This is a genomic window from Peribacillus muralis (genome assembly GCF_001645685.2).
In the GTDB taxonomy this organism is placed as follows: Bacteria; Bacillota; Bacilli; order Bacillales; family DSM-1321; genus Peribacillus; species Peribacillus muralis_A.
Genome location: NZ_CP017080.1, coordinates 1,561,991 through 1,587,539 on the forward strand (window position 1 = coordinate 1,561,991; position 25,549 = coordinate 1,587,539).

Genomic DNA, 25,549 nt, shown 5'->3' on the forward strand with positions numbered 1-25,549 from the left:
ATTGTCATGTTGGAGTTTGATTCTAATTTAGAACAATTAGCAACGATTAAAGTAATAGGTGTTGGCGGCGGCGGAAACAATGCGGTAAACAGAATGATCGAGCATGGCGTACAAGGTGTTGAATTCATTTCTGTCAATACTGACGCACAAGCTCTTAATCTATCGAAAGCTGAAATTAAAATGCAAATCGGCGGTAAGCTCACGAGGGGATTGGGCGCTGGAGCCAATCCTGAAGTAGGGAAAAAGGCTGCTGAAGAAAGTAAAGAACAGATTGAAGAAGCACTCAAAGGTGCCGATATGGTTTTCGTAACCGCTGGAATGGGTGGCGGCACCGGAACGGGAGCTGCCCCTGTCATCGCTGGGATTGCTAAAGATCTAGGAGCGCTTACAGTTGGTGTAGTCACGCGGCCATTCACTTTTGAAGGCAGAAAACGGGCAACACAAGCACAGGGTGGCATTTCATCCATGAAGGAATCGGTTGATACACTTATCGTCATTCCAAACGACCGCCTTCTTGAAATCGTCGATAAAAGTACGCCGATGCTTGAAGCTTTCCGTGAGGCAGATAATGTACTTCGTCAAGGTGTACAAGGCATTTCAGATCTAATTGCGGTTCCAGGTCTAATTAACTTGGACTTTGCCGATGTTAAGACCATCATGTCCAATAAAGGATCTGCTCTTATGGGCATCGGGATTTCCTCAGGAGAGAACCGTGCGGCAGAAGCGGCGAAAAAAGCCATTTCCAGTCCGTTACTCGAAACATCGATTGATGGAGCCCAAGGTGTGCTGATGAATATCACTGGCGGAACGAACCTAAGCTTGTTTGAAGTTCAGGAAGCGGCTGATATCGTTGCCACTGCATCCGATCAGGATGTAAACATGATTTTTGGTTCGGTCATCAATGAAAACCTTAAAGATGAAATCGTTGTGACGGTTATTGCAACAGGCTTTAATGAAGTGGAAGCTTCCATACGCCCTACTGGACGTCCGACACTTGGACAGCAGCAATCAAGGCCGCAAACTCAACAAACGCCTCAGACTAATGTGAAGCGTGAAGTGAAGAGGGAAGAAGTCAATGAGCAGCCTGCCCGTAATGCGAATCAAGGGGAAGAAGCTTTGGATATTCCAACTTTTCTCCGCAACCGCAATAGACGCCGTTAATATCTATATCAAAAAAACCGTCCCCTTTTGGGACGGTTTTTTGTTCATTCATTTGGATTTTAGTGATAGCCCACATTCGTCTTCTTGTGGCTATCACTAAGTAACTTTCTCGTTGAAGCTTCTATAAGTGCATAAATGTCCTGTAGGTGTGCTAATCCTGCCGTATACATTTGCATGTTTTTATTGTTTGGAATGAACGTTTGCAGGACTGGGGGATTCAAGAATTTCAGGAAAATAGATAGGGAGCTCAATAAAATCGTAAACTTTTAAAACATAAATCGACAGAAGTAAAAGGGAGCAGGATAGTCTCCCGGAAAGTATTAAAAATTTCAAGAGCTGTTTTTCTACAAAAAGGGTAAAAATGACTGAAAAACTCTTAAGTTTCCGGTACAAAAAGTGACACACTTTCTAAGGCTGGTTACGCTATACTTTTTGCTAGTGGAAGGTTAGTTCCTAAAGGGAGGGGATGGTGTTTGACCTTATATTTAGATGTGATCTGGTTGTTGAATTGGTTATTTGACTGCCTCCTTTTATATTGGACAGCAATCATTCTTAAGCGAAGAGTCGCATTATGGAGAGTATGCATCGGCGGTCTGGTGGGTTCTTTCATTATCGTATTGGCCTTCACTCCTTTTTATGCAATAGCGGACAGAGTGTACATGAAGATTTTTGTTTCCCTGGTCATGGTGCTGATCACCTTTGGATTTAATAGGTTAAAACTTTTCATGAAATCGGTGGCCACTTTATACTTTGTGACTTTTTTATCCGGGGGAATCCTCTTGGGCCTTCACTATTTATTCGAATTCCAAATCGTAGCCAAGGACCCTGGTCAATATGCAGGAATCAATCGCTATGGTGACCCTGTCAGCTGGATATTCGTAATGATTGGATTCCCGCTTGCTTGGCAATTTTCCAGACGTACACTTGAAGGGATGGAAATGACAAAGCTTACACATGAACAAATGGTTTTGGTTTCCGTTAAGATTTCTGACTTTGAAGGGACATTCCACGGACTGGTGGATACCGGGAATCAATTATATGATCCGATTTCACGTTCCCCGGTGATGATCATTTCTCTTTCAGGAGGGGAAACAGGGATTCCCAGCGATATGCTAGAGCTCTTTAAAAACCCTGATAACCTGATTAAGCAGGAAGAACATCCCGAGTACTCATGGACTGGACGAATGCGGGTCATCCCTTATAAGGTCGTCGGGCATGAACATCAACTTTTAACCGCTATCAAGCCAGATTCCATCAAAATCGTTCAAGGGGAAAAAGAATATCACGTTAAGCAAGGGCTCGTTTCATTCACCTTTTCGAAACTCTCTCCCGACAATAGCTATCAATCTATCGTTCACCCGAAAATGTTAACCGGCATCCCGGTGCAAAATGCCTCCTGAACCATTGATTCACTCTAACATTTGACCCATAATCCGTTTATTAGAAGGGAGAATTATTTTGAAGAAACTCATTCTTCGGCTCACTTATTTTTGGTACAAACTATTGTTCAAGCTTGGATTGAAAACGGATGAAATATTTTACATTGGAGGGAGTGAGGCGCTGCCGCCGCCCCTTTCTAAGGAAGAAGAAGCAATACTGATCAATAAATTGCCGAATGGCGATGAAGCGGCACGATCGATATTGATCGAACGCAATTTACGATTGGTCGTCTATATTGCAAGGAAATTTGAAAACACGGGAATCAATATTGAAGACCTAATCAGCATAGGCACGATCGGCTTAATAAAGGCCGTGAATACGTTCAATCCAGAGAAGAAAATCAAATTGGCTACATATGCCTCTAGATGCATCGAAAATGAAATCTTGATGTATTTAAGAAGAAATAACAAAATCCGTTCCGAAGTTTCTTTTGATGAACCGCTGAATATCGATTGGGACGGAAATGAACTTTTATTATCGGATGTTCTTGGCACGGACGATGACATCATCACGAAAGATCTTGAAGCAAACGTGGACCGCAAGCTGCTGACAAAGGCTCTTACGCAGCTATCCGAACGCGAAAAACAGATAATGGAACTCAGGTTTGGACTCGCAGGCGGAGAAGAAAAAACACAAAAGGATGTTGCCGATATGCTTGGCATTTCCCAATCCTACATTTCTCGTTTGGAAAAACGGATCATTAAGAGGCTAAGAAAGGAATTTAATAAAATGGTGTAAAAAAAAATAAGTGCCTAAACACCAATCAAATCAATACTTTGGTAGCGATAAAAAAAATATTGGCGATTTTCTGTTCTGGCCATGTGCATATTTTTCCCTCCCGCGGAAATACTGTTTTTTGTACAGCGCTCCTGTGAGGAGGGAATAATTTTGTCTCGTAATAAGGTTGAAATCTGCGGTGTGGATACATCAAAATTACCGGTTTTGAAGAATGAAGAAATGAGAAAACTCTTTAAAGAACTGCAAGATGGCGATAATTCAGCAAGAGAGAAACTGGTAAACGGGAATCTCCGACTCGTTCTAAGCGTCATTCAGCGCTTTAATAATCGGGGAGAGTATGTTGATGATCTATTTCAGGTAGGCTGTATAGGGTTGATGAAGTCGATAGATAACTTTGACTTAGGTCAAAATGTTAAGTTTTCAACATATGCTGTACCGATGATTATTGGAGAAATCAGAAGATATCTTCGTGACAATAATCCTATTCGGGTTTCCCGTTCTTTAAGAGACATCGCTTATAAAGCTTTGCAGGTTAAAGAAAAGCTAATTAGTCAGACCCTTCGTGAGCCAACAGCTGAAGAAATCGCCAAGGTGTTGGAAGTATCTCATGAAGAAATCGTTTTTGCACTTGATGCGATACAAGATCCTGTTTCACTTTTTGAACCGATTTATAATGATGGCGGGGATCCGATTTATGTACTCGACCAACTGAGTGATGAAAAAAATAAAGATAGTACGTGGATTGATGAAATAGCTATAAATGAAGGCATGAGACGGTTGAATGACCGGGAAAAAATGATCCTTCGCAAACGGTTTTTCCAGGGAAAGACGCAAATGGAGGTAGCCGAAGAAATTGGCATTTCACAGGCGCAGGTTTCCCGGCTTGAAAAAGCGGCAATAAAGCAAATGAATAAAAATATCCAACAGTAGAAGCTGAGCATGAGAAAAAGTAGCTGAAGCGGGTAGTCGAGCAAAGTCCATTACCCGCCCAAAGCCACCTATCCGTAGCGGCTTTTTTATTTTGTCAAAAAATAGGCAGTGAAAAGGGAAGACACGGAGGCATAACGTTTATTTAACGGATTCTTCATCCTTAAGTGAATCATGTCATATACATGTGAATAGGACCTTCATCTATGATGAAATTGTGAGGAGCTGAGAGGGATGACGAGGATTTCCGAATTTCAAATCAAGGATATCGTCAATATAGCGGATGGGAAGAAACTAGGCAACATGTCAGATCTTGAAATCGATACGGCCACAGGGAAAATTGAGGCGATTGTCGTTTCGAATGGCACTAGGTTAATGGGTTTCTTCGGTAAGGAGCAGGATATTGTCATTCCATGGCGCAAAATAAAAAAAATCGGTGCAGATGTCATTCTCGTTGAACATCAGACGGTATTTCAAGCAGAACTGAAAGATGAACGGTTTTAAGGGGTGCAGCGTGCAAATTTATGGTACACTAGACTAAAAATGAAGAGGTTAAAAGCATGAAAGAGCCATTTGTTTTAATAGATGATCAATATATGCTCATTGACAGCTGGAGACAAAAAAATCTCCAGCTCGTAGCGGGCTTCACCACAAAAAATGGGGGAGTCAGTTCAGGAGATTTCCAATCATTGAATACCGGTTTCCATGTTGGTGACCGGCTTGAAGATGTCCAGGGAAATCGCGGGATCTTGGCAGAGAAGCTGTCTTTTTCGCTTGATGGCTGGATAGGGGCGGAGCAGACGCATGAAACGCAAATCCTGCAAGTGACCAGCCTTGATGGCGGGAGAGGCTCAACGGATTACATTTCAGCCTTTAAAGCTACTGACGGATTCTATTCGAAGGATCGCAATGTTCTTTTGACGATGTGCTATGCGGACTGCGTGCCGCTATACTTTCTGGCTCCGGCGCATGGTATGATTGGGGTGGCGCATGCTGGCTGGAAGGGTAGTGTAAACGGAATTGCCCGAAAGATGGTTGAGGCATGGCTAAGAGAGGGTATAAAGGAAGCGGAGATATTTGCTGTAATAGGGCCGTCCATTTGCTCGAAGTGCTATGTCGTTGATGACAAAGTCATCGATTTAGTGCAGAATTTGCTGGAAGATAATGACGAAAAGCCATATAATTTAATCAGTGAAGGACAATATCAGTTAGATCTTAAGCAACTTAATGGATTGGTTCTTCAAAAAGCAGGAATTCCAATAAGTCAAATTGACATGACATCATACTGCACAAGCTGCGATCACGACTTGTTTTTTTCACACCGCCGTGATAACGGGAAGACAGGCAGATTAATGAGTTTTATCGGTTGGAAGGAGGATTTAGGCTAATAGTGAAAGTATTGGATAATCTAAAAAACATCGAAGAAAAGATACATATAGCATGTGAAAATAGCGGCAGGAGCCGTGAAGCCATAAAGTTGATCGCCGTGACGAAATATGTTTCGGTAGAGAGGGCGAAGGAAGCCTTGGAAGCGGGAATCAGCGACTTAGGTGAAAACCGTGACGAAGGGCTTTTGAATAAGTACGCGGTATTGAAGGACAAGCCGAACTGGCATTATATAGGATCCTTGCAGACACGAAAAGTAAAGAATGTCATTGATAAAATCAACTATATTCACTCACTGGACCGAATTTCTTTGGCGGAAGAAATTCAAAAACGCGCAAAAGAGCCGATAAATTGTTTAGTGCAGGTGAATGTTTCAGGTGAGGAATCAAAACATGGTATGGACACAAAGGCAGTAATGGGCTTCATCAAGGAGTTGGCCGGTTTCGATAAGGTGAAGGTTGCAGGGTTGATGACGATGGCTCCGTTGACGGATGATGTACAAGTATTACGTCAGTGCTTCCGAAGCTTAAGAAATCTGCAGGTGGAAATCCAAAATGCCGCGTTTGCCCATGCGCCATGCACGGAATTATCCATGGGGATGTCAAATGATTTCATGGTTGCCATCGAGGAAGGCGCTACTATGATTAGGATTGGCACGGCACTTGTAGGCGAATAATTTTAAGGAGGTACGTTAAAGATGTCGTTCGTATCAAAATTTAAATCTTATTTCGCACTGGATGATGAGTACGAGTACAAGGATGAAGTGGTGGAGGAAGAGGAGGCTGAACGAAAAACCGTGAAGTCAGCTAAACAGCAGCCAGTTTCTGCAGGGACTAACGCCAATCAGAATATCGTAAGTTTGCAAAGCGTCCAGAAATCTTCTAAAGTAGTATTATTGGAGCCTCGTGCTTATGCAGAAGCCCAGGAGGTAGCCGACCATCTTAAGAATAGGCGGGCGGTTGTCGTGAACCTTCAACGCATCCAGCATGATCAAGGAAAGCGAATCATCGATTTTCTAAGTGGGACTGTCTATGCAATCAGCGGGGATATCCAAAAAATCGGAACAGACATATTCTTATGTACACCTGACAACGTCGATGTTTCTGGTAATATTACCGGCTTCGCCGTCGATGAGGAGTATGAAGAAGCGAGGTGGTAATGATTAATGGGTTTAGTGCTTCAAGTTTTATATTATTTAATTGAAATTTATTCGATGGCATTAATCGGATACATATTGATGTCATGGTTTCCGAATGCAAGGGAAACATCCATCGGTCAATTCCTGGAGAAGATTTGTGAACCATATTTGGAGCCGTTCAGAAGGTTCATACCACCACTTGGCATGATTGATCTTTCACCGCTTGTGGCCCTTCTGGTGCTTAACTTCGCCAGTGGTTATGGCATTAATTACCTTCAGATGCTGGTACGTTAACAAAAAACGGCAAAGACCAAACTGCACAGCTGAAAGCCCTTCACTGTGTAGTGGGTACGAAGGAATAAAGATTTGATAACTAAGGAGCATTTATACAATCATGAGTATTTATCAGCATTTCAGGCCGGAGGAGAAAGAGTTCATCGACCAGGCAATCAATTGGATCGATCAGGTAAAGGATTCTTACGCTCCGAAATTAACTGATTTTCTTGACCCGCGACAGCAGGAAATCCTAACTTCCTTATTAGGGAATGATTCGGAGGCCAAACTGCAATTCAACGGCGGAAGCGATTTCGTTGAGCGAAAACGTGTGCTCATTTACCCTGATTATTACTCTCCTGAACCATCGGATTTCAATATCTCCTTATACGATATTTCCTATCCAAAAAAATTTGTAACGCTTGAACATAGGCAAATACTTGGAACCTTGATGTCACTTGGGGTAAAACGTGAAAAATTCGGCGATATAATCGTGACTGAGGAGTGTATTCAATTTGTTGCTGCCGAGGAGATGGAAGCATACCTAACAGGGAATCTAGAAAAGATAGGTAAAGCTTCCGTTTCCATCAAACGGCTACCGATCGGGAATATCATCCAAGTTCAAGAAAAATGGGAAGAACAAATAACCACCGTCAGTTCCCTAAGGCTAGATAGTGTGCTTTCTGCCGTACTGAACATGTCACGTCAAAAAACGCAAGCCTTGATAACATCAGGTAAGGTGAAGGTCAATTTCAAGCAAACTGAAAATGTTTCTGATGAATGCCGCGAGGGCGATACGTTATCGATAAGAGGCTTTGGCAGATGCAAAATAATGTCGATAGATGGAAAAACCAAGAAGAATAAGTGGAGAATCACGTTAGGCCGACAAAAATAATTCAAAATTAAGCAGGATTTATACATTTATTGTCGAATATAGAGTTTTAATATGTTAGAGTAGAAACCGTTCTGGAGGTGCCGTAATGCCCTTAACCCCGATAGATATACATAACAAGGAATTTAATAAAGTATTTCGAGGGTATGATGAAGATGAAGTAAATGAGTTTCTCGACCAGGTCATTAAAGACTATGAACTGATTTTGAGGGAGAAAAAAGAACTTGAAGATAAATTGAACGAGACTTATGATCGTTTAGGCCATTTTACGACAATCGAGGGTACACTGAATAAGTCGATTATTGTCGCACAAGAAGCAGCTGAGGAATTAAGGCGCAATGCCCAAAAAGAAGCAAAGCTGATCATAAAGGAAGCAGAGAAAAATGCAGATCGGATCGTCAATGAGTCACTTGTGAAGGCAAGGAAAATAGCAATGGATATCGAGGATTTGAAAAAACAATCCAAAGTATTCCGCACCCGTTTTAAAATGCTTGTCGGTGCACAGTTGGATTTGTTGGACAATGATGATTGGGACCATCTTCTTGATTACGAAGTGGATGCGACTGAAATAGAATTAAATGAGAGAGTGGAAGAGGAAATTTAAACGATTCCTTGACTTTCAACACTTTTTTCGCATATAATTTTTTAACAATACAATTCATGATGACAATAGACGATGACAGGGAAAGTAAATTCTTCACATACTTATTAATAGCGACCGGGGGTGGTGAAAGCCCGGAATAAGCGAAGATATCGAAGATCACCCTCGAGTTCTGAATTGAACCTGCTTTTGCAGTAGTAGATGATGCGTTTCATTCACGTTACGAATGCTCGAGAGGTTGGATCCACTTTGTGAATCCTTCTAGCTAGGGTGGTACCGCGGGAAGCAAAGCTTTCTCGTCCCTTTATTTAGGGATGAGAGGGCTTTTTATTTTGCCCCTATACCTGTTTCTTTAGTTCCCATGAATTTGTGTATAGACGGATGGAGGATGTTATTATGGAATACAAAGATACCTTATTGATGCCAAAAACAGAATTTCCAATGCGCGGCAATTTACCAAAACGTGAGCCGGAGATCCAAGAGAAATGGAAAGAAATGAATATCTATAAAAAAGTGCAGGAACAAACGGCTGGACGCCCTTTATTCATTTTACACGATGGCCCGCCATACGCTAACGGTGATATCCACATGGGGCATGCGATGAATAAGGTTTTAAAAGATTTCATTGTTCGCTTTAAATCGATGAGCGGTTTTCAAGCACCATATGTACCAGGCTGGGATACGCACGGTCTTCCAATCGAAACGGCATTGACAAAAAAAGGCGTAAAGCGGAAAGAAATGAGCGTAGCTGAATTCAGGAAGCTTTGTGAAGAATATGCTTATGTCCAGATTGATAATCAACGCGAGCAGTTCAAAAGGATTGGGGTACGCGGGGATTGGGATAACCCTTACATCACATTAAAGCCTGAATATGAAGCCCAGCAAATCAAGGTCTTCGGTGATATGGCGAAAAAAGGCTATATTTATAAAGGGAAAAAACCTGTATACTGGTCTCCTTCCAGTGAATCAGCTCTTGCGGAAGCTGAAATTGAATATCAAGACAAACGTTCTGCGTCTATCTATGTTGCTTTTGAGGTAACGGATGGTAAAGGTGTAATCGACGAAGGCGTCAAAATCATCATTTGGACCACAACTCCTTGGACGATTCCCGCTAACCTAGGTATCTCTCTGCATCCGCAATTAAATTACGTCGTAGTGGCTGTCGAAAATGAAAAATTCTTAATTGCTGAAGCGCTTCTTGAGTCAGTTAAGGAAACACTAGGCTGGGATAACCCGTCCATCGTCAAAACGGTAAAAGGGAGCGAGTTGGACCGTGCGGTTGCCAAACACCCTCTTTATGATCGCGAATCTTTAGTGATGCTTGGTGAGCACGTTACGACCGAAGCTGGAACGGGCTGTGTTCATACTGCTCCAGGACATGGTGAAGATGACTTTATCGTCGGACAAAAATACGGCTTGGATGTACTTTGCCCTGTCGATGAAAAAGGAGTCATGACTGAGGAGGCAGGTGAATTTGCCGGATTATTCTATGATCAAGCGAATAAACCAATTACGGAGAAATTAGCCGAGGCTGGCGCGTTATTAAACTTGACGTTCATCACTCATTCTTATCCACATGACTGGCGTACGAAGAAACCGACGATTTTCCGTGCAACGGCACAATGGTTCGCGTCCATCAAAGACTTCCGCAGTGAACTTCTGGAGGCCATCGAAGAAACGAAGTGGGTTCCTGCTTGGGGCGAAACACGGCTATTCAATATGGTCCGTGACCGCGGAGATTGGTGTATCTCCCGTCAACGTGCATGGGGCGTACCGATTCCAGTCCTTTATGCTGAAAATGGCGAGCCGATCATCACGGATGAAACGATCAACCATATTTCAAACTTATTCCGTGAACACGGATCGAATATCTGGTTTGAACGGGAAGCGAAAGATTTACTTCCGGATGGATATACTCATGAAGGCAGCCCAAATGGCACCTTCACGAAAGAAACGGATATCATGGATGTATGGTTCGACTCGGGCTCATCTCATCAAGCTGTACTTGAAGAAAGAGAAGACCTGCAGCGTCCTGCAGATCTTTATTTAGAAGGTTCCGATCAATATCGTGGCTGGTTTAACTCTTCACTTTCAACGAGTGTTGCCGTAACCGGGAAAGCACCATATAAAGGCGTATTGAGCCACGGGTTCGCTTTGGATGGCGAAGGCCGCAAAATGAGTAAGTCGATCGGGAACGTCGTGTTGCCATCAAAGGTGATGAATCAGCTTGGTGCAGATATATTACGCCTTTGGGTCGCATCGGTCGATTACCAATCAGATGTCAGGGTTTCAGATCCTATCTTAAAACAAGTCTCTGAAGTGTATCGCAAAATCCGTAATACATTCCGCTTCCTATTAGGAAACTTGGATGGGTTCAATCCGGAAACCGACAAAGTGGCAATCCAAGAATTACCAGAAGTCGACCGATATATGTTGGTTAAATTGAATAAGCTGATCACCCAGTCCAAATTAAGTTATGAAAATTATGAGTTTGCGACAATTTATAATATGGTCAATAACTTCTGCACACAGGATTTAAGTTCGTTTTATCTTGATTATGCGAAAGACATTTTATATTGTGAAGCACCAAACGGGAAAGAACGTAAGGCCATTCAAACGGTCCTATACGAATCATTGGTAAGCTTGACTAAATTGGTTTCGCCAATCCTTTCGCATACGGCTGATGAAGTATGGGCATTCATTCCTGGTGTAACGGAAGAAAGTGTTCAATTGACATTGATGCCTGAAGAAATTTCCGTTGATGATGCACAAGCCATCGAAGAGAAATGGACGTCATTCATGAACGTCCGTGACAACGTACTAAAAGCATTGGAAGAAGCGCGTAACCAGAAGATCATCGGAAAATCGCTGAACGCAAAAGTGAAGGTATACGTGAATGAAGAAACTAAAAACCTGCTTGATAGCATCAAGGAGAGTTTTGAACAATTATTCATCGTATCTGAATTTGAACTTGCTGGGGATGTGTCAAATGCGCCAGCGGAAGCGGTTAAACTTGAGGACATCGCAATCGCCGTTACGAAAGCCGAAGGTGAAACATGTGAGCGTTGCTGGAATGTTTCAAAACAAGTGGGTCAAGTGGAGGAACATCCAACATTATGCCCGCGCTGTGCAACAGTAGTGAAAGAACATTATGTAAATCAATGATTGAAGAAGTGATGTCCCTCCTTTTATAAAGGAGGGGGCAGCTTATCTACAAAAAGGTTTCGAAATGATCACATTTCGAAACCTTTTTGATTTTCATCGAATGTTAAAACAGGCAACTCTCATTCCAGGTTTATGGTATATATAGTCTTGTTGGAGAAAGAAATGAGCCTTATTTTCTTTTCGAGAACGTGTATAGGGTAAAGTCGGTACAAACTCATTTTTAAGGCTGTTTTCGTATACCGTACAGGCTCATGAAAATGCTGGCAATAAGATTCGTTTACGTTTGAAAGCTGAGTGAAAAGGAACGGAAGACAAAACTCTTACAGGGGATTGGAACGGTCTAAGTATAAACCTCCAACTGTGGAAGAACTCCATTATTATCGACTTTGTCTGCATTTTGATCGCTCTTTATATGCATGGTCTTTTTTTATCTGATCTTTTAACGAGATATTGCCAGGCAATTATACTTTTCGCATTAGTCATTATTTCTAGTTTATGCTACAATTCAAAAGTGAAGATTTGATTAGTTTGGGGGAAAAAATGTGTTTTATTATTTAATTGCCCTTTTGGTCATTGCTCTCGATCAGCTGACAAAATGGATGATTGTGAAAAAAATGGAGTACGGAGAAAGCATTGAAATTATTGAAAACCTTCTATATATTACCTCGCATCGTAATCGTGGGGCAGCATGGGGAATTCTACAAGGACAAATGTGGTTTTTCTACATCATCACCATCGCTGTCATTATTGGACTTGTCTATTATATTCAGAAAATGGCAAAGCAAAGCCGTTTGCTTGGAGTGGCCCTTGGCCTCATGCTAGGTGGTGCAATCGGAAACTTCATCGATCGGATCGCTCGCCAGGAAGTAGTGGATTTCGTTCATACCTATATTTTCAGCTACAGTTTTCCGGTATTCAATGTTGCCGATGCTTCGCTTTCAATTGGAGTCGGACTGCTCGTGATTCATATGTTATTAGAAGAAAAAAACGCTAAGGAGAAAGATAATGGATAAAAGGTTATACAGCATTGATGAAACACTAAAAGGTGTCAGGATTGATAAGGCACTGTCGACTTTGAATGAGGAATGGTCGCGTACCCAAGTCCAGCAATGGATCAAAGATGATCATGTATTAGTGAATGGCTTGGCTATAAAAACGAATTATAAGTCAATTCCTGGCGATACGATCGAAGTGACGATTCCCGAACTTGAGGAATTGGATGCAGTGGCAGAGGAAATGGATTTGGATATCTATTATGAAGATGCAGATGTGCTTGTGGTTAATAAACCGAGCGGAATGGTTGTCCACCCAGCACCTGGCCATATATCAGGCACGCTTGTGAATGGTTTGATGGCTCACTGTAAAGACCTATCCGGAATTAACGGCGTGATGCGTCCCGGAATCGTCCATCGAATCGACAAAGATACATCTGGTCTATTGATGGTTGCCAAAAACGACATGGCACACGAAAAACTTGTCCAGCAGCTTGTCGACAAGACGGTTACCCGTAAGTATCAAGCAATAGTCCATGGTGTGATCCCTCATGATTTTGGAACGATCGATGCACCGATCGGCAGGGATAAAAAGGATCGTCAAAGCATGACCGTGACGGATTCGAATTCCAAAAGTGCCGTTACACATTTCCGGGTAATCGAACGTTTCAATGCTTTCACTTTGGTGGAATGCCAACTTGAAACAGGAAGGACCCATCAAATCCGCGTTCACATGAAATACATTGGCTTCCCGCTCGCAGGGGATCCTAAATATGGACCGAAGAAGACCTTGAAGCTGGATGGACAAGCGTTGCACGCCGGCCTTCTAGGTTTCATCCACCCCCGTACCAATGAGTATATCGAATTCGAAGCCCCGATTCCGGAAGAGTTCGAACAGCTAATTGAACAGTTACGCAGAAGTAAGGATTGACAAACCCTTATTTATGATATATTATAATAACAACTTAACGAGAACCTTTAACACAGTTCAGAGAGACTGAGAAGGAAACGGATACACGAGTGGGATGACTATGCCTACGTCGTTAAAAATCCTCATGCCTTCTTGGCATGAGGATTTTTTGTTGAAGGAACCTATCAGGAAAAAGGACCGAGGTGGCCGAGATGTTGAATGAGAAAGCGATAGTACTTGATGAACAGGCCATTGGCAGAGCACTGACGAGAATTGCCCATGAGATTATTGAGAAAAACAAGGGGATTGAAGATTGCGTATTAATCGGGATTCGCACACGCGGGATTTTCCTTGCCGATCGACTGGCCAGACGCATCAATCAAATAGAAGGTAAGACAATCCAACTCGGTGAACTTGATATTACACTATATCGCGATGACCTTTCCAAAAAAACGAATGACGGCGATCCAGTTGTAAATGGATCCGACATTCCAGTCAATATCAGCGACAAGAAAGTGATTTTGGTAGATGATGTCCTTTTCACGGGCAGGACGGTCAGAGCGGCAATGGATGCTTTGGTGGATCTGGGAAGGCCTTCGCAAGTCCAGCTCGCAGTATTGGTTGACCGAGGGCATAGGGAACTTCCGATACGGGCCGATTTCGTCGGGAAAAACGTTCCTACATCACAGTCCGAGAAAATAACCGTAACACTGACAGAAGTGGATGAAGTAGATCAAGTCACTATATTAGAAAAATAAACAAGCTGAAAATTTCATAGAACCCTTTTAAAGACAGTCCAGAGAGGCTGGCAAAGGGGAGTCAATCGGGAAGTGTGTGCCTATCTATGGGCTGGCACGCCCGTGAAACCCTCTTTGTCTAGACAAAGAGGGTTTTTGCCGTTTTGATGCATCATGAGGAGGACACTTAAATGGAAGAAGTTAAAAGGGACATCGTACTTGATGTCGAGGATGTGCCAAAGGTTGGTCAATGGATTACATTAAGCATCCAGCATTTGTTCGCCATGTTCGGCGCAACGGTGCTCGTGCCATTCCTAGTGGGCTTAAGCCCTGCGGTGGCGCTGGTTTCAAGCGGATTGGGAACACTATCCTACCTATTGATAACCAAGGGGAAAATTCCTGCTTATCTTGGCTCATCCTTCGCCTTCATTACGCCCATCATTGCGGCAAAGGCGTTAGGCGGACCTGAAGCAGCCATGATTGGCTGTTTTGCAGCAGGATTGATATACGGGATGGTAGCCTTGATCATCCAAAAAGTCGGCTTGCGCTGGTTAATGAATTTACTTCCTCCTGTTGTGGTAGGTCCGGTCATTATCGTAATTGGGCTAAGCCTCGCCGGAACGGCCGTGAACATGGCCATGTATGATCCGCAAAAAAAATATAGCGTCACATATATAATCATAGCGCTAATCACTTTAGCGGTAACCATCATCTGTAACATATTCTTTAAGGGCTTCCTTAATTTGATCCCAATATTAATGGGAATTATAGTGGGCTACGGGTGCTCGGCTATTGCGGGAATAATAGATTACTCACCAATACAGAAAGCCAAATGGTTTCAAATGCCTGATTTCATGGTCCCATATGTCACCTATACTCCGACCTTCTCATGGGAAGTCATTGCAATCATGGTGCCGGTTGCCATCGTCACTTTATCGGAGCATATCGGACATCAGATGGTTTTAAGTAAGGTAGTCGGGAGAAACTTTTTGGAAAAGCCAGGCTTGCATCGCTCGATCCTAGGGGATGGAGCCGGTATCATGATAGGCTCCTTCATTGGAGGACCGCCGCTGACATCTTATGGTGAAAATATCGGGGTCCTGACAATGACGAAGGCATACAGCGTGTATATCATCGGCGGGGCAGCTGTGGCTGCGATCATCTTTGGCTTCAACGGCAAGATTTCAGCGGTCATAAGCTCGATACCTACAGCGGTGATGGGCGGCATTTCAATCTTGCTCTTTGGGATCATCGCTTCTAGCGGGCTGAGGATGCTGGTTGATAATAAGGTTGATTTTGACAAAAAAAGAAACCTGATGATCGCATCTGTCATTCTCGTGTTGGGGATCGGGGGAGCGTTCGTGCAACTATCGGAAACGGTATCGCTTTCCGGAATGGCACTTTCGGCAATTGTAGGAATCCTTCTTAACCAGATCTTACCTGACCGGGAAAAAATATCAGAGGATATCTTTGGAAAATAAGAAAAACTGAATTTAAATAAATCACCTTTTAAAAGAAGTCCAGAGAGGCTTAAAAGGGTGTTGTGTAAAGATGAAGAGAACGGGATTAAGCTTGTAACCAGTCCTTTTGCTCACGCGTCTTTATGACCTACACCCTGTCCTTAAAAGGCGGGGTGTTTTTTCATGCCTCGCATCACGATTGTGAAAGGAGCAGGATTGATGAAAAAATTATTCACGATGAATGAATTGACTGTAACAGAAATCGAAGGGATTCTGGATGAAGCAGAGGGATTTGCCAATGGATCATGCTGGAACCCTAAACTGCAGACCATGGTTGCCAATCTTTTCTTTGAGCCGAGTACGCGTACCAAATCAAGCTTCGAAATGGCTGAAAGGAAACTGGGCTTGGATGTCATTCCTTTTGATGCTGGCACTTCATCCGTTTTAAAAGGAGAGACCTTGTATGACACAGTCAAAACGCTTGAGGCAATAGGCGTCAAGGCTTTGATCATCCGCCATGAGCAGGACAATTATTTTGAAGAATTGAAAGGGAAAGTCAAAATTCCGATAATCAATGCCGGCGATGGATGCGGTAATCATCCGACACAGTCATTACTGGACTTATTGACGATAAAACAAGAGTTTAATAGTTTCAAAGGTCTGAAGATTGCAATAATCGGCGACGTGAGGCATAGCCGGGTCGCCAAATCGAATGCTGAAGCATTAACGCGTTTAGGGGCGGAGGTCGTATTCTCAGGTCCGCCTGAATGGTTTGACAGAGACAACGGTTTGGGACGTTATCAGGATATTGATGAAGCGATGGTGACTTCGGATGTCGTGATGCTGCTCAGGATCCAGCATGAAAGGCATAGTGAAAATTACGACCACGCAAATGGGGACTATCTGGAACGTTTCGGCCTGACGAAGAAACGTGAAAAAAATATGAAACAGGGCGCTATAATCATGCACCCTGCACCAATAAACCGCGGTGTTGAAATTGACAGCGACTTAGTCGAATGCAGCCGTTCAAGAATTTTTAAGCAAATGGAAAATGGCGTATTCATTAGAATGGCCGTATTGAAAAATGTGCTCGAACAATCCGAAGGGGGAATGAACCATGAAAACTGTCATAAAAAATGGAGTATTGCTAGATAATCAAAATTCATTCAAAAAAACGGACATCGAAATGGAAGGAAAGGTCATCACGAAAATAGGCGAGGACTTGGCAACGGAAAATTGTAACGTAGTGGATGCAAAAGGATTGCTTATTACAGCTGGCTTCATTGACCTGCATGTCCATTTACGTGAGCCGGGCGGTGAACATAAGGAAACGATCGAAAGCGGTACGCTTGCAGCGGCAAGGGGCGGTTTCACAACGGTAGCTGCGATGCCCAATACAAGGCCGGTTCCGGATACAGTGGAACACTTAGAAGAGCTTAATCGGAAAATCGACGAAACGGCACATGTACGGGTCCTTCCTTATGCATCCATCACGATAAGGGAAGCGGGCAAAGAACTGACTGATTTTTCTTCATTGAAGCAAACGGGTGCTTTCGCCTTTACGGACGATGGTGTAGGGATTCAAGAAGCGGGAATGATGCTTGAAGCAATGAAGCGGGCTGCCGCCCAAGATATGGCGATTGTCGCTCATTGTGAAGATAATAGCTTGATCAATAAAGGATCCGTCCATGAAGGGAGATTCTCTAAAGAGCAGGGAATCAATGGAATACCGTCTGTATGCGAGGCTGTACATATCGCCAGGGATATTCTCCTTGCGGAAGCGGCGGACTGTCATTACCATGTTTGCCACATATCGACGAAGGAATCGGTCAGAACCGTACGCGATGCCAAACGCGCTGGCATTCGGGTGACAGCCGAGGTTACGCCGCATCACTTATTATTGTGTGAAGATGATATACCAGGGCTTGATGCTAACTATAAAATGAACCCGCCATTAAGAGGGCGTGAAGATCGGGACGCGTTGATTGAAGGGCTGCTTGATGGCACCATCGATTTCATTGCAACGGATCATGCCCCACATGGAGCTGAGGAAAAAGCACAAGGAATGCAGCTGGCTCCTTTTGGAATAGTAGGGTTGGAAACAGCCTTTCCGCTGCTATATACCGAATTGGTCAAGAAGGAAGTCCTGACATTAAAGCAACTGGTCGATTTCCTGACAATCAAACCATCTGAAAGCTTCTCTCTTCCATATGGGGAACTGAAGGAAGGCGCCATTGCCGATATCGTGCTCATCGACTTGGAGGCCGTTCAAGAAATTAATGCAGAAGAATTTGCATCAAAAGGGAAAAATACACCTTTCAATGAAAAGAGCTGCTATGGCTGGCCGGTCATGACGATTTCGGAAGGTAAAATAGCTTGGGAAAAAGGACGTGTTCATTGATGAAAAGACAACTAATTTTAGAAGACGGAACGATTTTCCTTGGGGAAGCATTCGGCGGGGACGTAGAAAGAATAGGCGAGGTCGTTTTTAATACAGGGATGACAGGATATCAGGAAATTCTATCCGATCCATCATATTGTGGCCAAATCGTCACACTAACGTATCCATTGATCGGAAACTACGGGATTAACCGGGATGACTTCGAATCGATCGACCCGGCTATCGCTGGGTTTGTCGTTAAAGAAACGGCAGATCTTCCTTCCAACTGGCGCAGCCAATCATCTCTTGATGAATATTTGAAAATGAAGAACATACCTGGAATAAGCGGAATCGATACGAGGAAGCTGACAAGGATCATCAGGAAATCAGGTGCCCTGAAAGGCGCGATCTGCAACATCAATAAAGATGCCGAAGACATTGTTTCACAGCTGAAAGCAACGGTGAGTCCGACCAATCAGGTGAAGCAGGTTTCAACGAAAGCACCGTATTCAAGTCCAGGCAGAGGTCCCCGGGTCGTTCTAGTTGACTATGGAATGAAACATGGAATATTGCGTGAGCTGACGAAGCGCGGCTGTGATGTAGTGGTCGTTCCTTATAACGTGACGGCTGAGGAAGTGCTGCAATATCATCCGGATGGAGTGATGCTTTCTAACGGTCCTGGAGATCCGAAAAGCGTGCATGAGACGCTTGAGATGATTCGCATCATCCAAACGAAAGTGCCGTTATTCGGAATCTGTTTAGGGCATCAGCTATTCGCCCTTGCTAATGGAGCAGATACGGAAAAATTAAAATTCGGCCACAGGGGTTCCAATCATCCTGTGAAAGACCTTCGCACAGGGAAGGTATCGATCACTTCCCAAAATCACGGTTATACGGTCGAAGAGCTTTCCGTCGGGCAGACGGAACTTATCGTGACACATACAGCGTTGAATGACGGTACGATTGAAGGACTTCGCCATAAGCAGTACCCGGCCTTCACCGTACAATATCATCCTGAAGCATCACCGGGTCCGGAAGACGCCAACTACTTATTCAACGAATTTTTACAGATGATTGAAACTGCAACTACCAAGGGGGAATTAACATGCCAAAACGCACAGATATAAAAAGCATCCTAGTAATTGGTTCCGGTCCGATTGTCATCGGACAGGCTGCCGAGTTCGATTACGCTGGAACTCAAGCATGTATCGCCTTAAAAGAAGAAGGCTACCGGGTAATCCTTATCAACTCGAACCCCGCTACAATCATGACAGACAGTGAAATGGCTGATGCGGTATATATTGAACCGATCACTTTGGAATTTGTCAGCAAAATCATTCGTAAAGAGCGTCCAGATGCCCTTCTACCTACACTTGGCGGACAGACTGGGCTGAATATGGCCGTTGAATTGGCCGATTCAGGAATCCTGGAAGAATGCAATGTGCAAATCCTTGGGACGAAACTTTCCGCCATCCAGCAGGCGGAAGACCGTGACCTTTTCCGAACGCTTATGAATGACCTTGGCGAGCCTGTTCCTGACAGCGACATCATTCATAATCTGGATGAGGCTTATACATTCGTGGAACGGGTCGGTTATCCGGTCATCGTCCGCCCTGCCTTCACGCTTGGCGGAACAGGCGGCGGGATTTGTGATGACGAGGAGCAGCTGATCGAAATCGTTGAGGGCGGTCTGAAAAGCAGTCCCGTTCACCAGTGCCTGCTCGAGAAAAGCATTGCCGGTTTCAAAGAAGTGGAATATGAAGTGATGCGTGATTCCAACGATAATGCCATTGTCGTATGTAATATGGAGAACTTCGATCCGGTGGGTGTCCATACCGGGGATTCGATCGTTGCGGCACCAAGCCAAACATTAAGTGACAGAGAGTATCAAATGCTCAGAAATACATCCTTGAAAATTATCCGTGCCTTGAAAATTGAAGGAGGTTGCAATGTACAGCTAGCTTTGGATCCTGATAGCTACCAATACTACGTCATTGAAGTGAACCCGAGGGTTAGCCGTTCGTCAGCACTTGCTTCAAAGGCAACTGGATATCCGATTGCCAAGCTTGCAGCAAAAATAGCGGTTGGTTTGACGCTTGATGAGATGATGAACCCGGTCACAGGCAAAACTTATGCGAGCTTCGAACCGGCACTTGACTATGTCGTAACGAAAATCCCACGCTGGCCATTCGATAAGTTCGAAAGTGCGAATCGCAGGCTCGGTACCCAAATGAAGGCGACGGGAGAAGTCATGGCAATCGGCCGTACATTCGAAGAATCGATCATGAAAGCTGTACGCTCCCTTGAAGCAGGCATATACCATCTGGAGTTGAATGACGAGTTTGAGGACGAAAAAATAGAGAAACGGATACGCAAAGCGGGGGATGAGCGGTTATTCTATATCGGTGAAGCTCTAAGAAGGGGGAAAACGATCGAAACCATTCACGAATGGAGCCAAATCGATTTATTCTTCCTCCATAAGTTGAAAAAGATCATTGACTTTGAAACGGAGCTTAAACGGCATTCCTTTAATTGTGATGTTTTGCAAAAGGCTAAAGAACTAGGTTTTTCTGACAAAACGATTGCAGAAATATGGGAAGTTGCCGAAATGGAAGTCTATGAGTATCGGAAACAACAAGGAATCATCCCTGTTTATAAAATGGTTGATACTTGTGCGGCGGAATTTGAATCGGAAACACCATATTTTTACGGAACATACGAAGATGAAAATGAATCCATCGTCACAGACAAGAAAAGTGTCATTGTCCTGGGGTCTGGCCCGATTCGGATTGGGCAAGGGGTAGAGTTTGATTATGCCACCGTACATTCGGTCTGGGCAATCAAGGAAGCAGGATATGAAGCGATCATCATCAACAATAATCCGGAGACCGTTTCGACGGATTTCAGTATCTCCGACAAGCTTTATTTCGAACCTTTGACACTTGAAGATGTCATGCATGTCATCGACTTGGAAAAACCGGAAGGGGTCATTGTCCAGTTTGGCGGACAGACAGCGATAAACCTTGCAGATGGACTCGTGGAAAGGGGTGTCAAAATCCTTGGCACTTCATTGGAAGATTTGGATAGGGCGGAAAATCGCAATAAATTCGAAAAGGCCCTGAAGGATTTGGACATTCCGCAGCCAAAGGGCAAAACCGCTACATCTGTAGAAGAAGCGATCGTCATTGCAGATGATATTGGTTACCCGGTATTAGTAAGGCCATCGTATGTTCTTGGAGGAAGAGCGATGGAAATCGTCTATAAACAAGAAGAATTGCTGCATTACATGAAAAATGCCGTAAAAATAAATCCAGATCATCCGGTTCTGATTGACCGTTACTTGACGGGGAAGGAAGTGGAAGTTGACGGGATATCCGATGGGAAAACGGTCGTCATACCAGGGATCATGGAGCATATCGAACGCGCTGGCGTCCATTCTGGTGATTCGATCGCCGTCTATCCACCCCAAAATTTAACGGACAAACAAAAAGAAGTGATCATCGACTATACGACGAGATTGGCAAAAGGGTTGAATATAATTGGACTCTTGAATATTCAATATGTCATAAGCAATGAAGAAGTGTATGTTATTGAAGTGAATCCACGTTCAAGCAGAACGGTTCCATTCTTGAGTAAGATTACGAATGTGCCGATGGCTAACTTAGCGACGAAGGCCATTCTGGGCCATTCGCTTGAAAGCCAAGGCCATCAATCCGGATTAGTGGCAGAACAAACCGGGGTGTATGTGAAAGTTCCAGTCTTTTCCTTTGCGAAATTAAGGGGTGTGGATATTTCTCTCGGACCTGAAATGAAATCGACCGGTGAAGTGATGGGTAAAGATAGTACACTTGAAAAAGCTTTATATAAAGGGCTGGTAGCTTCCGGCTTCAAAATTAAAGGTCATGGTTCGGTCTTATTGACGATATCGGATAAGGATAAACAAGAAGCACTTCTTTTGGCAAGACGGTTCCATAATATCGGTTTCAAGTTGATCGCCACGAGCGGAACTGCGGCCCTATTGAAGCAAGCGGGAATCCCGAATTCGATCGTTGGTAAAATCGGTGAAGAAGGCAGGAATCTATTGGATGTCATCAGGAACGGGGAAGCGCAATTCGTCATAAATACTTTGACAAAAGGAAAGCAACCTGAACGTGATGGGTTTAGGATCCGTCGTGAATCGGTTGAAAATGGCGTGACATGCTTAACGTCACTCGATACGGCTGAAGCGATTTTGAGAGTGATAGAATCCATGACCTTCTCTGCCGAAGCAATGGGGAAAATGGAAAAAAGTCGTGAGGTGAGCTATATATGATCAAGAAGGAAAGAATGAAGGTGTTAACTCATAAAGAGCTTGCCCCCTCCATATTTGAACTTACTCTACAAGGCGAATTGGTTTCGGAAATGAACCAGCCTGGCCAGTTTGTCCAAGTCAAGACAACAGAAGGAGCTGAGCCTTTGCTACGACGCCCGATTTCCATTTCTTCTTATGACACCAGTGATAAACGGTTCACGATGATATACCGGGCAGAAGGGAAAGGTACGACCCTGTTATCGCAACGAAAACAGGCTGAAGCGGTCGATATCCTTGGTCCCTTAGGCAATGGGTTTCCCGTTCATGAAGCGAAAGAGGGGGAAACGGCGTTATTGGTTGGTGGCGGGATTGGTGTCCCGCCCCTATACCAGCTATCACAGATGCTGGTCGCTAATGGGGTGAAGGTCATACATGTATTGGGCTTCCAAACGAAGTCAGCCATCTTTTACGAAAAAGAGTTTAGTGAATTAGGTGATACGTATATTGCTACAGTGGATGGTTCATATGGGACAGAAGGCTTTGTGACGACTGTGATTGACAACCTGGAGCAAGATTTTGCAACGATCTTCTCATGCGGGCCGACGCCGATGTTAAAAGCGTTGGAAGCGGGCTATCGCGAGAAAAAGCTTTACCTGTCCCTTGAGGAAAGGATGGGCTGCGGCATCGGCGCCTGCTTTGCCTGTGTGTGTCATACAGGAGATGATCCGGATGGTTTCAGTTACAAAAAGGTATGCAGTGATGGACCCGTGTTCCGGGCAGGAGAGGTGGTTTTATGAGCAGACTTTCAGTTGAGTTACCCGGCTTGCATTTGAAAAATCCGGTCATGCCGGCCTCCGGCTGTTTTGGATTCGGCCGTGAATATAGCCAGTTTTTCGATTTGGATGTTCTAGGGGCCATCATGATTAAAGCGACGACACCAGAGCCTAGATTCGGGAATCCGACTCCGCGTGTTGCGGAAACCTCTTCAGGCATGCTGAACGCTATCGGCCTGCAAAATCCAGGCCTGGAGAAGGTAATCAGTGACGAGCTGGCTTGGCTAGGCACGTATGATGTACCGATCATCGCTAACGTTGCCGGTTCACAAATAACGGACTATGTTAAGGTCGCCCGTGAAATAAGTAAGTGTGGGAATGTCAAGGCACTCGAATTGAATATTTCCTGTCCGAATGTAAAAGAAGGGGGCATCGCTTTCGGGACGGTACCGGAAGTTGCCAAAGAAGTCACAAGGGCAGTCAAGGAAGTATCTTCGGTGCCTGTATACGTGAAGCTTTCACCGAATGTCAGTGATATCGTGGAAATGGCCAAGGCGGTTGAACAAGGCGGTGCCGATGGGCTGACAATGATCAATACATTGGTAGGCATGCGATTGAATTTGAAAACGGGCAAGCCGATCCTATCGAACCGGACGGGGGGACTATCAGGTCCTGCAATCAAACCGGTTGCCCTCAGGATGATCTATGAGGTGAGCCAGCAAGTGTCGATTCCGATAATCGGAATGGGCGGAATCGCAACAGCAGAAGATGTCATCGAGTTTTTCTATGCTGGTGCCAGTGCAGTTGCTGTCGGGACAGCCAACTTCGTCGATCCCTTTGTATGCCCGACGATCATTGATGAATTGCCGAAATTGCTGGATGAGCTCGGATATGACCATATTTCACAATGTATCGGAAGGAGTTGGAAGCAGAATGAAGCAGTCGTTAATTATCGCCCTTGATTTTCCTGATGTCATTCAGACGGAACGATTCCTGAGTCAGTTCCCGTCGGAAAAACTGGCACTAAAAGTAGGGATGGAACTATTTTATCAAAATGGACCATCGATCATTTCCTCCATAAAGGAACGGGGTCACGATGTGTTTCTGGATTTGAAACTACATGACATTCCAAATACGGTCAAAATGGCTATGGCAGGTTTGGCAACATTAGGTGCTGATATGGTCAATGTACATGCAGCGGGCGGTCAAAAGATGATGGAAGCAGCCATGGAGGGTCTCGATAAGGGAACGCCTGCAGGGAAAGAACGTCCGTTATGCATAGCGGTTACTCAACTGACAAGCACTTCCGAGGAACAAATGAACAAGGAACAAAACATCTCGGGATCACTTACGGATTCTGTCCTCCATTATGCAAAGCTTACTCAACAGGCAGGCTTGGATGGCGTTGTGTGTTCCACTCATGAAGTGAAGGACATCCATCATCGCATCGGCCGGAAATTTCTGACTGTCACACCAGGAATCCGCAGTGCAGGCGGCAACGTACATGACCAAACCAGAATTGCCACGCCTGAGCAGGCAAGGAGCTTTGGGGCGGATGCCATCGTCGTAGGGAGAGCGATAACGGCGTCGAAGGATCCATTAAAAGCGTATTTAGATATGAAAGCAGCTTGGGAGGGAATATCATGTTAAACGAAACGATTGCAGAACATCTATTGGAAATAAAAGCAGTATACCTGCAGCCGAATGACCCATTCACCTGGGCATCGGGAATTCAGTCACCGATTTATTGTGACAACCGCTTAACCCTTTCTTACCCAGAGGTACGCACGGAAATCGCGGAAGGCTTAAAGGAATTGATTGAAAAGCATTTCCCTGAAGCCGAGCTGATTGCCGGAACTGCTACTGCCGGCATTCCTCATGCAGCTTGGGTCAGTGACAAATTAAATGCCCCGATGTGCTATGTTCGCTCTAAAGCGAAGGAGCATGGAAAGGGCAACCAAATCGAAGGCAGAGCCGTTCCAGGACAAAAAGTGGTGGTTGTGGAAGATTTGATTTCAACCGGAGGCAGTGTTATTACGGCTGTTGATGCGCTTAAAGAGGCGGGATGTGAAGTTCTTGGAGTGGTTTCGATCTTTACTTACGAATTGGAAAAGGGAAAAGAAAAGTTCAGTGCTGAAGGCATCACAAACCATTCCTTGAGTGACTACTCGACTTTAATCAAGGTCGCTAATGAAAAAGGCTACATCACGGCAGAAGAATTGGAAAAGCTGAAAAAATGGCGCGAGAATCCGGCGGATACAGCCTGGATATCGGCATGAAAATGG

General features: G+C 44.3%; 24 protein-coding genes. All 24 read left to right on the top strand.

What is annotated here, in order from left to right:
• Positions 1-6 precede the first annotated feature (6 nt).
• The 24 genes from ftsZ to pyrE all read left to right on the top strand — a co-directional run bounded on the left by ftsZ (position 7) and on the right by pyrE (position 25,543).
• Positions 7-1,161, top strand: a complete 1,155-nt coding sequence (ftsZ, locus tag ABE28_RS07535; RefSeq protein WP_064461767.1) for a cell division protein FtsZ — start codon at positions 7-9, stop codon at positions 1,159-1,161.
• A 473-nt stretch (positions 1,162-1,634) separates the two neighbouring features.
• On the top strand, positions 1,635-2,561 hold the full coding sequence (spoIIGA, locus tag ABE28_RS07540) for a sigma-E processing peptidase SpoIIGA (RefSeq protein ID WP_064461769.1): 927 nt from the start codon (positions 1,635-1,637) through the stop codon (positions 2,559-2,561).
• 58 nt (positions 2,562-2,619) lie between these two features.
• Entirely contained in the window at positions 2,620-3,339 is a 720-nt protein-coding gene (gene sigE, locus ABE28_RS07545; RefSeq protein ID WP_064461771.1) for an RNA polymerase sporulation sigma factor SigE, read from the top strand.
• Positions 3,340-3,489: 150 nt separating this feature from the next.
• On the top strand, positions 3,490-4,269 hold the full coding sequence (sigG, locus tag ABE28_RS07550; RefSeq protein ID WP_064461773.1) for an RNA polymerase sporulation sigma factor SigG: 780 nt from the start codon (positions 3,490-3,492) through the stop codon (positions 4,267-4,269).
• A 231-nt stretch (positions 4,270-4,500) separates the two neighbouring features.
• The gene (locus ABE28_RS07555) at positions 4,501-4,770 is read left to right on the top strand and encodes a YlmC/YmxH family sporulation protein (protein WP_064461775.1); all 270 of its coding nucleotides are present in this window, start codon (positions 4,501-4,503) and stop codon (positions 4,768-4,770) included.
• A 56-nt stretch (positions 4,771-4,826) separates the two neighbouring features.
• Positions 4,827-5,654 (top strand): peptidoglycan editing factor PgeF, encoded by an 828-nt coding sequence (pgeF, locus tag ABE28_RS07560; RefSeq protein WP_064461777.1) that lies wholly within the window; start codon positions 4,827-4,829, stop codon positions 5,652-5,654.
• Positions 5,655-5,656: 2 nt separating this feature from the next.
• Entirely contained in the window at positions 5,657-6,328 is a 672-nt protein-coding gene (locus ABE28_RS07565) for a YggS family pyridoxal phosphate-dependent enzyme (RefSeq protein ID WP_064461779.1), read from the top strand.
• A gap of 21 nt (positions 6,329-6,349) precedes the next feature.
• Positions 6,350-6,811, top strand: a complete 462-nt coding sequence (locus tag ABE28_RS07570) for a cell division protein SepF (RefSeq protein WP_064461781.1) — start codon at positions 6,350-6,352, stop codon at positions 6,809-6,811.
• A 6-nt stretch (positions 6,812-6,817) separates the two neighbouring features.
• Positions 6,818-7,084, top strand: coding sequence for a YggT family protein (locus ABE28_RS07575; RefSeq protein ID WP_064461783.1), 267 nt, complete (start codon positions 6,818-6,820; stop codon positions 7,082-7,084).
• Between the two features lie 100 nt (positions 7,085-7,184).
• Positions 7,185-7,958, top strand: a complete 774-nt coding sequence (locus ABE28_RS07580) for a YlmH family RNA-binding protein (protein ID WP_064461785.1) — start codon at positions 7,185-7,187, stop codon at positions 7,956-7,958.
• An 85-nt stretch (positions 7,959-8,043) separates the two neighbouring features.
• On the top strand, positions 8,044-8,559 hold the full coding sequence (locus ABE28_RS07585; RefSeq protein WP_061144556.1) for a DivIVA domain-containing protein: 516 nt from the start codon (positions 8,044-8,046) through the stop codon (positions 8,557-8,559).
• A gap of 393 nt (positions 8,560-8,952) precedes the next feature.
• On the top strand, positions 8,953-11,721 hold the full coding sequence (gene ileS, locus ABE28_RS07590) for an isoleucine--tRNA ligase (protein ID WP_064461787.1): 2,769 nt from the start codon (positions 8,953-8,955) through the stop codon (positions 11,719-11,721).
• A gap of 542 nt (positions 11,722-12,263) precedes the next feature.
• Complete coding sequence (gene lspA, locus ABE28_RS07595) at positions 12,264-12,734, top strand: signal peptidase II (protein ID WP_064461788.1); 471 nt, start codon at positions 12,264-12,266, stop codon at positions 12,732-12,734.
• Positions 12,727-13,644 (top strand): RluA family pseudouridine synthase, encoded by a 918-nt coding sequence (locus tag ABE28_RS07600; RefSeq protein WP_064461790.1) that lies wholly within the window; start codon positions 12,727-12,729, stop codon positions 13,642-13,644. The genes lspA and ABE28_RS07600 overlap by 8 nt, the downstream gene beginning before the upstream one ends.
• Positions 13,645-13,835: 191 nt before the next feature.
• Positions 13,836-14,381 carry a bifunctional pyr operon transcriptional regulator/uracil phosphoribosyltransferase PyrR gene (gene pyrR, locus ABE28_RS07605; protein ID WP_064461792.1) on the top strand — a complete coding sequence of 182 codons (546 nt, stop codon included), beginning with the start codon at positions 13,836-13,838 and terminating at the stop codon, positions 14,379-14,381.
• A gap of 170 nt (positions 14,382-14,551) precedes the next feature.
• Entirely contained in the window at positions 14,552-15,841 is a 1,290-nt protein-coding gene (locus ABE28_RS07610; protein ID WP_064461794.1) for a solute carrier family 23 protein, read from the top strand.
• Positions 15,842-16,039: 198 nt separating this feature from the next.
• Positions 16,040-16,975, top strand: coding sequence for an aspartate carbamoyltransferase catalytic subunit (locus ABE28_RS07615; protein ID WP_064461945.1), 936 nt, complete (start codon positions 16,040-16,042; stop codon positions 16,973-16,975).
• A complete protein-coding gene (locus ABE28_RS07620) occupies positions 16,938-18,221 on the top strand; it encodes a dihydroorotase (protein WP_064461802.1) in 1,284 nt (427 codons plus the stop codon). Before ABE28_RS07615 ends, ABE28_RS07620 begins: the two co-directional genes overlap by 38 nt.
• A complete protein-coding gene (locus ABE28_RS07625) occupies positions 18,221-19,327 on the top strand; it encodes a carbamoyl phosphate synthase small subunit (RefSeq protein WP_064461803.1) in 1,107 nt (368 codons plus the stop codon). The genes ABE28_RS07620 and ABE28_RS07625 overlap by 1 nt, the downstream gene beginning before the upstream one ends.
• Complete coding sequence (gene carB / locus ABE28_RS07630) at positions 19,306-22,512, top strand: carbamoyl-phosphate synthase large subunit (protein WP_064461804.1); 3,207 nt, start codon at positions 19,306-19,308, stop codon at positions 22,510-22,512. The genes ABE28_RS07625 and carB overlap by 22 nt, the downstream gene beginning before the upstream one ends.
• Complete coding sequence (locus ABE28_RS07635; RefSeq protein WP_064461805.1) at positions 22,509-23,288, top strand: dihydroorotate dehydrogenase electron transfer subunit; 780 nt, start codon at positions 22,509-22,511, stop codon at positions 23,286-23,288. The genes carB and ABE28_RS07635 overlap by 4 nt, the downstream gene beginning before the upstream one ends.
• Positions 23,285-24,226 (top strand): dihydroorotate dehydrogenase, encoded by a 942-nt coding sequence (locus tag ABE28_RS07640; protein WP_064461806.1) that lies wholly within the window; start codon positions 23,285-23,287, stop codon positions 24,224-24,226. Before ABE28_RS07635 ends, ABE28_RS07640 begins: the two co-directional genes overlap by 4 nt.
• Positions 24,198-24,914, top strand: a complete 717-nt coding sequence (pyrF, locus tag ABE28_RS07645) for an orotidine-5'-phosphate decarboxylase (protein ID WP_064461807.1) — start codon at positions 24,198-24,200, stop codon at positions 24,912-24,914. Before ABE28_RS07640 ends, pyrF begins: the two co-directional genes overlap by 29 nt.
• Entirely contained in the window at positions 24,908-25,543 is a 636-nt protein-coding gene (pyrE, locus tag ABE28_RS07650; RefSeq protein WP_064461808.1) for an orotate phosphoribosyltransferase, read from the top strand. Before pyrF ends, pyrE begins: the two co-directional genes overlap by 7 nt.
• Positions 25,544-25,549: the final 6 nt, after the last annotated feature.

Bases quoted from the DNA above. Each gene is read 5' to 3' on its own strand.
- ftsZ (WP_064461767.1), top strand. From the start codon at position 7: ATGTTGGAGTTTGATTCTAATTTAGAACAATTAGCAACGATTAAAGTA.
- ABE28_RS07555 (WP_064461775.1), top strand. From the start codon at position 4,501: ATGACGAGGATTTCCGAATTTCAAATCAAGGATATCGTCAATATAGCG.
- pgeF (WP_064461777.1), top strand. From the start codon at position 4,827: ATGAAAGAGCCATTTGTTTTAATAGATGATCAATATATGCTCATTGAC.
- ABE28_RS07570 (WP_064461781.1), top strand. From the start codon at position 6,350: ATGTCGTTCGTATCAAAATTTAAATCTTATTTCGCACTGGATGATGAG.
- ABE28_RS07575 (WP_064461783.1), top strand. From the start codon at position 6,818: ATGGGTTTAGTGCTTCAAGTTTTATATTATTTAATTGAAATTTATTCG.
- ABE28_RS07580 (WP_064461785.1), top strand. From the start codon at position 7,185: ATGAGTATTTATCAGCATTTCAGGCCGGAGGAGAAAGAGTTCATCGAC.
- ABE28_RS07585 (WP_061144556.1), top strand. From the start codon at position 8,044: ATGCCCTTAACCCCGATAGATATACATAACAAGGAATTTAATAAAGTA.
- ileS (WP_064461787.1), top strand. From the start codon at position 8,953: ATGGAATACAAAGATACCTTATTGATGCCAAAAACAGAATTTCCAATG.
- ABE28_RS07600 (WP_064461790.1), top strand. From the start codon at position 12,727: ATGGATAAAAGGTTATACAGCATTGATGAAACACTAAAAGGTGTCAGG.
- pyrR (WP_064461792.1), top strand. From the start codon at position 13,836: ATGTTGAATGAGAAAGCGATAGTACTTGATGAACAGGCCATTGGCAGA.
- ABE28_RS07610 (WP_064461794.1), top strand. From the start codon at position 14,552: ATGGAAGAAGTTAAAAGGGACATCGTACTTGATGTCGAGGATGTGCCA.
- ABE28_RS07615 (WP_064461945.1), top strand. From the start codon at position 16,040: ATGAAAAAATTATTCACGATGAATGAATTGACTGTAACAGAAATCGAA.
- ABE28_RS07620 (WP_064461802.1), top strand. From the start codon at position 16,938: ATGAAAACTGTCATAAAAAATGGAGTATTGCTAGATAATCAAAATTCA.
- ABE28_RS07625 (WP_064461803.1), top strand. From the start codon at position 18,221: ATGAAAAGACAACTAATTTTAGAAGACGGAACGATTTTCCTTGGGGAA.
- carB (WP_064461804.1), top strand. From the start codon at position 19,306: ATGCCAAAACGCACAGATATAAAAAGCATCCTAGTAATTGGTTCCGGT.
- ABE28_RS07635 (WP_064461805.1), top strand. From the start codon at position 22,509: ATGATCAAGAAGGAAAGAATGAAGGTGTTAACTCATAAAGAGCTTGCC.
- ABE28_RS07640 (WP_064461806.1), top strand. From the start codon at position 23,285: ATGAGCAGACTTTCAGTTGAGTTACCCGGCTTGCATTTGAAAAATCCG.
- pyrF (WP_064461807.1), top strand. From the start codon at position 24,198: ATGAAGCAGTCGTTAATTATCGCCCTTGATTTTCCTGATGTCATTCAG.
- pyrE (WP_064461808.1), top strand. From the start codon at position 24,908: ATGTTAAACGAAACGATTGCAGAACATCTATTGGAAATAAAAGCAGTA.